The 9,038-nt window shown below is 66.4% G+C and carries 8 protein-coding genes, 1 tRNA gene and 1 pseudogene; 5 read left to right on the top strand and 5 right to left on the bottom strand.

Annotation, left to right across the window (positions count from 1 at the left end):
- Positions 1 to 180: 180 nt before the first annotated feature.
- Both L2A60_RS20940 and L2A60_RS15830 read left to right on the top strand, forming a co-directional pair.
- Positions 181 to 468: pseudogene (locus L2A60_RS20940) on the top strand (helix-turn-helix domain-containing protein); the annotation flags it as partial.
- A 47-nt stretch (positions 469 to 515) separates the two neighbouring features.
- Positions 516 to 1,424 (top strand): tyrosine-type recombinase/integrase, encoded by a 909-nt coding sequence (locus L2A60_RS15830; protein ID WP_235705417.1) that lies wholly within the window; start codon positions 516 to 518, stop codon positions 1,422 to 1,424.
- On the opposite strand, the gene L2A60_RS15825 is transcribed toward L2A60_RS15830, so the two are convergent.
- Positions 1,395 to 1,469 (bottom strand) — tRNA-Val (locus tag L2A60_RS15825). The two genes, L2A60_RS15830 and L2A60_RS15825, sit on opposite strands and share 30 nt — an antisense overlap.
- A gap of 149 nt (positions 1,470 to 1,618) precedes the next feature.
- On the opposite strand from L2A60_RS15825, the gene moaB reads away from it, so the two are divergent.
- Positions 1,619 to 2,158, top strand: coding sequence for a molybdenum cofactor biosynthesis protein B (gene moaB, locus L2A60_RS15820; protein WP_235705416.1), 540 nt, complete (start codon positions 1,619 to 1,621; stop codon positions 2,156 to 2,158).
- On the opposite strand, the gene L2A60_RS15815 is transcribed toward moaB, so the two are convergent.
- The 3 genes from L2A60_RS15815 to iolG all read right to left on the bottom strand — a co-directional run bounded on the left by L2A60_RS15815 (position 2,155) and on the right by iolG (position 5,259).
- Positions 2,155 to 2,451 (bottom strand): hypothetical protein, encoded by a 297-nt coding sequence (locus tag L2A60_RS15815; RefSeq protein WP_235705415.1) that lies wholly within the window; start codon positions 2,449 to 2,451, stop codon positions 2,155 to 2,157. The genes moaB and L2A60_RS15815 overlap by 4 nt on opposite strands.
- 88 nt (positions 2,452 to 2,539) lie before the next feature.
- Positions 2,540 to 4,267: an L-arabinonate dehydratase gene (gene araD, locus L2A60_RS15810; RefSeq protein WP_235705414.1), complete on the bottom strand. Its 1,728-nt coding sequence runs from the start codon at positions 4,265 to 4,267 to the stop codon at positions 2,540 to 2,542.
- Complete coding sequence (iolG, locus tag L2A60_RS15805) at positions 4,264 to 5,259, bottom strand: inositol 2-dehydrogenase (RefSeq protein WP_235705413.1); 996 nt, start codon at positions 5,257 to 5,259, stop codon at positions 4,264 to 4,266. Before iolG ends, araD begins: the two co-directional genes overlap by 4 nt.
- A 90-nt stretch (positions 5,260 to 5,349) precedes the next feature.
- Here iolG and L2A60_RS20775 point away from each other — a divergent pair, with 90 nt between their 5' ends.
- Both L2A60_RS20775 and iolB read left to right on the top strand, forming a co-directional pair.
- Positions 5,350 to 7,230 carry a PfkB family carbohydrate kinase gene (locus tag L2A60_RS20775; protein WP_235705412.1) on the top strand — a complete coding sequence of 627 codons (1,881 nt, stop codon included), beginning with the start codon at positions 5,350 to 5,352 and terminating at the stop codon, positions 7,228 to 7,230.
- Positions 7,227 to 8,024 (top strand): 5-deoxy-glucuronate isomerase, encoded by a 798-nt coding sequence (gene iolB, locus L2A60_RS15795; RefSeq protein WP_235705411.1) that lies wholly within the window; start codon positions 7,227 to 7,229, stop codon positions 8,022 to 8,024. Before L2A60_RS20775 ends, iolB begins: the two co-directional genes overlap by 4 nt.
- Here iolB and L2A60_RS15790 read toward each other — a convergent pair.
- On the bottom strand, positions 8,021 to 9,028 hold the full coding sequence (locus L2A60_RS15790; protein WP_235705410.1) for a LacI family DNA-binding transcriptional regulator: 1,008 nt from the start codon (positions 9,026 to 9,028) through the stop codon (positions 8,021 to 8,023). The two genes, iolB and L2A60_RS15790, sit on opposite strands and share 4 nt — an antisense overlap.
- Positions 9,029 to 9,038 lie beyond the last annotated feature (10 nt).

The raw sequence follows: 9,038 nt of genomic DNA, 5'->3' as shown, positions 1-9,038 counted from the left end.
TCAGCCTCGCTCAGCCCTCGCTGAAACTGCACCGCATTCCGAGCCATCGATTTCCTCCGCTCACAGCATCATGTCTCTGTTTTGTACCGCTCTGAAAGTGGCTGATCAAGATGGGTAAGCAGGAATGATTTTGCTCATGGGACCGTATCTCGTTCTCCCGTAGCCGTCTTCACCGTCGCCGAGGTCGCACGGCATTTTCGGGTGTCGCCGACCTCGATCTACACTCTTTGCGGGAATGGCAAATTGCCTCATATTCGGGTTGGAGGGCAGATCAGGGTGCGCCCTTCCGACCTTCAACAATATGAGGCACAGCAATGCCCAGACCAAAACAAGAAACCCCATCCTACCGGCTCGCCAAGCGCGGCGAGTGGTTCTATGTCCGGTGGTGGGAGGATGGAGCCTGGCGCCGGCTTTCGTGCGGCACAACGAATCATGCGCAAGCGCAACGCTTCCTCGCGGATTTCATAGCCGGATTCGACACGCCGCCATCCCCGGACAAGCCCACCGTCAAGGATGTGCTCGACGCCTATGAAGCCGACAAGATGGCAGGGAAGTCCGACAAGTCCCGCTGCCATCTCAATCCGCTCCGGCGCCGCCTTGGCCCGCTGAACGTCGAGACGCTTTCCGTCGAGGTGGGACGCCGCTACCTCAAGGAACGCCAGCAGGAGCGCAAGCCGCCGATCAGCGGGCCGACCGTCAGGCGCGAACTCGGCGCGCTGCAAGCGGCGCTCAATTGGGCGCAAAAGCGCGGCTGGATCGCGAATGTCCCGCATGTTGAGCTGCCTCCAAGCAATCCTCCGCGCGACCGCTGGCTGACGCCGGCCGAAGCGGAGCGGTTGATGGCTTGCGCGGTCCATGACCATGTGCGGATGTTCATCGCCCTTGGCCTGTTCACGGCCGGCCGTACCAGCGCGCTTCTCGAATTGACCTGGGATCGGGTCGATTTCGAGCGCCGAATGATCGATTTAGGCGAAGGCAACGGCAACAAGCGCCGGGCCAAGGTTCCGATCGCCGATCCGCTGCTTTCCCTCCTGGTTGAGGCGCGCAAGCAGGCCGTGAGCGATTACGTGGTCGAATACCGGGGCAGCCGCGTCCTCTCGGTCAAACGGGGCTTTCGGGCCAGCGCCGATCGCGCCGGCCTCAAGGGCGTCTCGCCCCACACGCTGCGCCACACCGCGGCCTCCTGGATGGTGCAGCGCGGCATTTCCTACAACCAGATCGCCGGCTTCCTGGGCAATTCGGTCGCGATGATCGAAGCGGTCTACGGCCATCATAGCCCGGACTATCTGCGCGACGCGGCCAATGCGCTGACCTCGGCCATCGGTTTCCGGGGCCACGTGGCCCCGGAAACCGACCGGACAACTCAAAAAACGCTCTCTAAACCATTGAAATCGTGGTGGGTGCGACAGGGATTGAACCTGTGACCCCCGCCGTGTGAAGGCGATGCTCTCCCGCTGAGCTACGCACCCACGATCCGAAGGCGTGATCTAGCTTTCCCTGCCGCATGGCGCAAGAGGCTGGGTCAGGCCGCCCTTTGGAAACGGGCATCAAGGGCGGGGGGTTCGGTGTTGCCGCGAAACGCCCTATATCGGCATCCGGTGACCAGGAGCGGAAATCGATGTCGCGCATCGACGAAACCAGGAAATTCGTGCCGGTATCGATCGCGGTGCTGACCGTATCGGACACGCGGAATGCGGAAAACGATACCTCTGGCGACGCACTTGCGGCACGGATCGAGGCGGCGGGGCATATCCTGGCGGCGCGGGCGATCGTACGCGACGATGCCGATGCGATCGAGGCGCGGCTGCGGGACTGGATCGAGAATCATGCGATCGACGTTGTGATTGCCACCGGCGGCACCGGCATCACCGGGCGGGACGTGACGCCAGAGGCGTTCTCGCGGGTGCTGGAGAAGGAAATCGAGGGATTCGGCGAATTATTCCGTATGCTGAGCTACCGGAAAATCGGCTCCTCGACGATCCAGTCCCGCGCGATCGGCGGCGTGGCCGGCGGAACCTATCTCTTCGCGCTTCCCGGCTCACCCGGAGCGGTGAAGGATGGCTGGGACGATATTCTGCTGTTCCAGCTCGATTCGCGGCATCGCCCCTGCAATCTCGTGGAGCTGATGCCGCGGCTCAAGGAGCATCTTTCTAACTAACGCCAGACCCAGTGACCGGGGATGTACGCACCGGCCCAGTTATAGTGCGGCGGAATCCAGACACGGGCGCGCGGCGCGTAATAGGCCGGCGGACCGTAATAGGCATAGGCCGGCGGCGGCGCGGGAATCGCCAGCGGCACGGTGATGCCGATCCCGAAACGCGGTCCCCACCAGGGATGCGGTCGCCACCAGGCATAGGCCGGGTGCGGGACCATCAGCGCGCCGGCCACGGCGGCAGCCGAGACGGCGGCCAGAATCGGGCGGGTAAGGCGGGATCGCCAACGTTTGATCATCGCGATCTCCTGTTCTGCGATGAGACTTCGACCAGCTACCCATAAAGCATCATTGTTACGCGCATATGTCGGGGCATGACGAATTCCGTCAATGGATTTCGGGTTCGAGGATGGCCCCGTCGCGCTGCAGAAAGTCGAAATCGCAGCCGGTGTTGGCCTGACCGATATGAGCAGCCGCCATGGCGCCATAGCCGCGCGGATAACGCGGCGGCGGCGGCGTCCAGGCGGCGCGGCGGAGCAAAAGTTCGTCGTCCGTCAGTTGCACGGCGATGCGGCGCGCGGCGACATCGACGGCGATGACATCGCCGGTGCGGATCAGCGCGAGCGGGCCGCCGATAAAGGCTTCCGGCGCGACATGCAGAATGCAGGCGCCGTAGCTGGTGCCGCTCATCCGCGCATCCGAGATGCGCACCATATCGCGCACCCCTTGGCGCAGCAGCTTCACCGGAATCGGCAGCATGCCCCATTCGGGCATTCCAGGCCCGCCGAGCGGCCCGGCATTGCGTAGCACCAGAACATGATCCGGCGTGACGTCGAGATCGGGATCGGCGACGGCACGCGCCATCGCGTCGTAATCGTCAAAAACCAGCACCGGACCTTCGTGCTTGAGCAAACGCGGCTCCGCGGCGGACGGTTTCATCACGCAGCCGTCGGGTGCGAGATTACCGCGCAGCACCGCCAGCCCCTCGGCGAAAGAGACCGGATTTTGTTCCGGGCGGATCACCTCCTCGTTCCAGACTTTCGCCTCTGCGATGTTATCGCCAAGCGTTCTGCCGTTGACGGTCCGGGTCGAAAGATCGAGCCGGTGCGCGATGCGGGTCAGGAAGGCGGGCAATCCGCCGGCATAGAAGAAATCCTCCATCAGATAGGCGCCGGAAGGGCGGATATCGGCGAGCACCTTCACGCCCGATGAGAGTTCGTCGAACCGATCGAGCCAGAGCGGGATTCCCGCCCGGCGCGCCATCGCGATCAGATGGATGATCGCGTTGGTCGAACCGGCGAGCGCGGCACTCGCGATGATCGCGTTGTCGAAACTTGCGGCGGTAAGGATATCGGAAGGCCGCAAACCCTCCCAGACCAGATCGACCGCACGCCGCCCGGTCGCCGTCGCCATGCGGGCATGGCCGGAATCGGGTGCGGGGATTGACGTCGCGCCCGGCAGCGTCAGGCCCAGCACCTCGGCCAGCGAGGTCATGGTCATCGCGGTGCCCAGGGTCATGCACACGCCGTCGGACCGCGCGATGCCGGATTCCATGTCCGCCCATTGTGCGTCGGAGATGTTGCCGGCGCGTTTCTCGTCCCAGTATTTCCAGACATCTGAGCCGGAGCCAAGGATTTTGCCGCCCCAGTTGCCACGCAGCATCGGGCCGGCCGGCATGAAAATCGCCGGCAGCCCGGCGCTGATCGCCCCCATGATAGTCGCCGGCGTGGTCTTGTCGCAACCGCCCATCAGCACCGCGCCGTCCACCGGCAGCGAGCGAAGGTTTTCCTCGACCTCCATGGCGAGCAGGTTGCGATAGAGCATGGTGGTCGGCTTCACGAAATTTTCCGGCAGCGCCATCACCGGGATTTCGACAGGAAACCCGCCGGCCTCCAGCACGCCGCGCCTGATCGCCTCCACCCGCGCCGGAAAATGGCCATGGCAATGGGCAAGCCCGTTCCAGGTATTGACGATCGCGATCACCGGGCGCCCCGCGACATCCGCGAGGTCGAAACCGAGCTGCCTGATCCGCGAGCGGTGGCCGAAACTGCGCAGATCGGCCGCACCGAACCAGCGGTGGCTGCGCAGCGCGGCGGGATCGCGTTTGGCGCTCATTGAAGATGCACCGTCTGGCCGGTTTTCGCCGATTCGGTCGCGGCGTCGGCGAGAATCTGCGCCGCGAGCCCATCCTCGCCATCCGGTTCCGGCATCGTGCCGCCCTTGATCGCGGCGACGAAGGCGTCGAGTTCGGCCCGATATGCGTCCGCGTAGCGTTCCAGGAAAAACGGCAAAGCGGGATCGGTGATATACCCGGACGCGCCCGCTTCGGTCACGGTGGTCTGGGTGCGGTTGCCGGCGGCGAGCATCCCTCCACTGCCATGAACCTCGATCCGCTGATCGTAGCCATAGGTCGCGCGCCGTGAATTGGTGATCGAGACCAGCTTGCCAGACCCTGTCCTCAGCGTGACGACGGCGGTATCGACATCGCCCGCCGCGCCGATCGCCGGATCGACCAGGGCGCTACCGGCGGCATGAACCGCGATCAGCTCCTCGCCGAGCAGGAAGCGCGCCATGTCGAGATCATGGATCATCATGTCGCGGAACAGCCCCCCAGAACGCTCGATATACGAAACCGGCGGCGGCGCTGGGTCTTTCGATAGGATCGACACCAGTTCTATGCTGCCGATGCGGCCGGCGTCCAGGCGGCGCTTGAGGTCGCGGAAACTTGGGTCGAATCGGCGGTTGAAGCCAATCATGAGGGGAATGCCGGTGCTGCGAACCACGGCGAGGCAGGCGCGGATGCGAGCGGCATCGAGATCGACTGGCTTTTCGCAGAACACCGGCTTGCCGGCGCGCGCGGCGGTTTCGATCAGCGCGGCATGGACATCGGTGGGCGCGCAGATCATGACTGCGTCGGTCGCGGGATCGCCGATCGCGGCCTCGGCGGGAGTCACGGCCGCGCCGGTTTCGGCGGCGAGCGACCGGGCCGCGTCCTCGATCGCGTCGCTGACGGTGGCGAGGCGGCAATCCGGGTGCGCCGCGATCGAGGCGGCATGGACGCGGCCGATCCGGCCGGCGCCGATCAAGGCGATATTGAGCTGGGTCATGGACATTCTCCAAACCTTTCTGAATGGAATAACAATTCCAGAACATAAAGTCTATGGATTGTTCGTTTTATTTTTCCGGGGATCGTGGTGGTGATCGTCGCGCCGGAGCCGAAATTCGATGTCGTCACGCTCGGCCGGATCTGCGTCGATCTCTATGCCCAGCAAAGCGGCGTGCGTCTCGATCAGGCGAGCAGTTTCGCCCGCGCGGTGGGTGGCTGCGCGGGCAATATCGCGATCGGCTGCGCACGGTTGGGGCTGCGCGCGGCCATCGTCACCGCGACCGGAGCCGACTCTTTCGGTGCCTATGTCAAAGCGACCCTGGAAGCGGAAAATGTCGCGACGCGCGGACTGCGCCAGGATGCGGCACGGTGCACCGCGCTCGCCTTCGCCAGCGCGGCGCCCGGAGGCGCGCCCGATCTGGTGTTTTTCCGCGAGAACGCCGCTGACGCGGTAACCGAGCCGGCCGAGATCGACACCGCGCTGATCGTCTCGGCCCGCGCCCTGGTGGTCAGCGGCGCCCATGCGGCCTCGGGCATCGGCGCGGATGCGGTGGACGTGGCGATCACCGCCGCGCGCGATGCGGCGCGATCGGTGGTGCTCGATATCGACCACCGGCCGTCGTTCGGCACCCCCGGCGGCGCGGCGGCGGTCGCATCCCGTCTGACCGCGCTGATCGAAGCGGCGGATGTCGTCGTCGGTACCGAGGAAGAGTGGCGGATCGCCGGCAACGCCGGGAGCACGATCGACGCGCTACTGTCGCTGCGCGCACGGTCGGGCGCCGTGTTCGTGGTCAAGCGCGGATCGCGGGGTTCGGTGGTGCTTCGCGCGGCGATTCCCGCACGGTTGGATGCGGGCGGCGTGGTACCCGGATTTTCCGTGGCGCTGTGCAACCCGCTCGGCGCGGGGGATGCGTTTATGGCCGGGTTCATCGCGCGCTATCTAGAGGGCGCCGCACCGGAGGATTGCGCGCGGCACGGTAATGCGTGCGGGGCGATCGTCGCGGCGCGGCTGCTCTGCTCTGCGGCAAGCCCCACGACCCAAGAGCTTGCGGCGTTCCTTGCGGGTGCGCCGGCGAGCGCCAATCCTCCGCGCGCGACCGCCGCGCGCAATGCGCCGGCGACGATTCTCGCGCTCGCGCTCGATCATCGCGCGCAATTCGCGGCACTTGCCACGCACCATGGGCGGGACGCACGGGCGATCGCCACGTTCAAATCGACGGGATGCGCCGCGATGCGCGATCTTGCCGCGACCGATACGCGGCCGGAATGCGGGTTCGGCGTTCTGCTTGATCGGGATTATGGTGCGGCGGCGCTCGACTCGCTCACCGCCCGGCCCGCGCCGCTCTGGATCGGCGTGCCAGTCGAACGGCCGGGCAGCCGGCCGCTCGCCTTCGAGGCCGGGCGCGATCTCGGTTCCGCCCTGATCGCGTGGCCCGAGACGCATGTGGTGAAGTGCCTGGCACTCTACCACCCGGACGACCCGCCCGAACTGCGCGCCGCCCAGGATGTGGCGCTGGTGCAAACCGGCGAGGCGGCTCGGCGGCTCGGCCGCGCGTTGCTGATCGAACTGGTCGCGTCGCCCTTCGGGCCGGTCGGTGAAGCGACCCTCGCTGACACGCTTGCGCATCTCTATGCGCTCGGCTTGCACCCCGATTGGTGGAAACTGGAGATGCAGAGCGCGGCTTCCTGGCGGCGAATCGAGGCGGTGATCCGGCACAACGACCCGGATTGCCGCGGCGTTCTGGTGCTCGGGCGGGACGCGGGGGATGACGACCTCGCGAACGGCATCGCGACGGCGGCGGCGGCACCGATCGTCGCCGGCTTCGCGATCGGTCGGGCGATCTGGCAGGAGGCGGCGGAGCGATTCTGCTCCGGCGCGATCGACGAAGCGGCGGCACGGGATATGATGATCGAGCGGTTCCGTGCGATGGTTTCGCTATGGTGGCGGAACCGGGGAGGATTGGTATCGTGACCCTGCTGATCCGAGCGAATCCGTCGCCAGACCCGGAAGGCCGCGTGCTGGCGACCAGGGATGCGTTGCGACACTGCGCAATGGAGGTGTTCCAGTTAGCGCCCGGCGCCGAACTCGCGCGGATCGACGACGTGCGCGAAACCTGCCTCGTCCTGTTATCCGGCCAGGGCCGTCTCGAAGCCGAGGGCCTGACCCGGACCGCGATCGGCGGACGGAAAAATCCCTTCACGGCGGCAGGCCACGCCGCCTACATTCCCGCGCGCAACCGCTTCCGGTTCCGCGCCGAGACGGACTGCGAGTTAGCACTTTGCCTCGCGGCGGATGAACGGGGCAAAATCCCGCCCCGGATCATCGGGCCGCGATCATGGCAGGTGTCCACGCGCGGCGCGGGCAGCACCGCAAGGCTGATCCGCGACATCCTGCCCGAGACCGAACCGGCGGCATCGTTGCTGGTCGTCGAGGTGATAACACCCGGCGGCCACTGGTCGTCCTTCCCGCCGCACAAGCATGATACCGATGATTGGCCGCACGAAACCGCGCTGGAGGAGGTCTATTACCATCGTTTCGCGCGTCCGTCCGGTTTCGGCGTCCAGCGCGTCTATACAAAGGACCGATCGCTCGATGCCGCCCTCCCGCTCGACGATGGCTGCGCGGTGCTGGTGCCGCGCGGCTATCATCCGGTTTCCGCCGCACCGGGATGCGATCTCTATTATCTCAACGTCATGGCCGGTCCGCGCCGGTTATGGCGGGTGCGCGTCGATACCGATCACGCAGCCGCAACCGAAAATTTTTAGATATTTTCAGGCGTGTGCAGGGTGAAGGGAATTTCGCCCGTCGGCACCTCGCCTTCGGCGAGACCGAGACGGCGGAGCAGGATATCGGTTGCGCGGCGGGCCTGGAGTTCGGGCGCCTGATCGATCGTCGCGAGCATCGCGCCGGAGGCAAGGAGCGATGCGGTTTCTCCGGTGAGTTCGTGACCGAGGAAGATCAGGCGATCGCGCCATCCGGCATCGGCGATAGCGGCGGCGACCGCTCGATTGGCTCCCCCGGTATTGTAGAGCGCGCCCCAATCGTCCCGCGCCGCGAGCGCGGTTCTGATCGCGGCATAGGCGCGATCGGGATCGTCCATCGCCTCCAGCACCTCGGCGATGCGCGCGTCCGGCGCATGGCGGGCGAGTCCCTCGGCGAATCCGTCAACCCGTTCGACATGGGCGCGGAAGGCGAGGCTGGTGGTGATGACCAGGGCAGCGCCGGGCTCGCGCGCGAGCTGCACCCGTGCGGCGAGGAACGCTGCCGTGCGCCCTGCCTTGCCATGGTCGATCCCGACATAGGCGGCGCGTGCGGTTCCGGGCAGATCGGTGGTGAGACAGATGACGGGCACGCCGCGCAGGGCGAGGCGATCGACCGCCTCGCGCACCGAATGATGATCGACGACATAGACCGCGACGGCATCGGCGGAACTTTCCGCCATCCGCCGCGCGGCGGGCGTGGGCTGGGGATCGAGCGCGCTGCGCTGCAGCGTGACCGAGCGGTCAAGCGTGCCGGCGATCGCCACGAAGGCGGCGTTGAGCCGTCCGATATAGGGAGTTGCCGAACGGGTCAGCAGAATGTCGATCCTGATTTGCCGGTGCCAGGGCGCGGGCAGGATGCGGCGGAGGCCGAGTGCGCGCGCGGCCTTCAGCACGCGCTGCGCGGTCGCCGGCGAAACGCCGCCGCGCTCATTGAGCACCCGGTCCACGGTCGCGAGGCCGCACCCGGCGCGGCGCGCGACATCCTCCAGTTTCGCGCGGCTACGCACGATCCCGGAG

Origin of the sequence: Acidiphilium iwatense (genome assembly GCF_021556475.1) — a bacterium.
Lineage (GTDB): Bacteria > Pseudomonadota > Alphaproteobacteria > Acetobacterales > Acetobacteraceae > Acidiphilium > Acidiphilium iwatense.
Note: the sequence above shows the minus strand (reverse complement) of the source record. Positions and strands in the feature narration are given on the sequence as shown.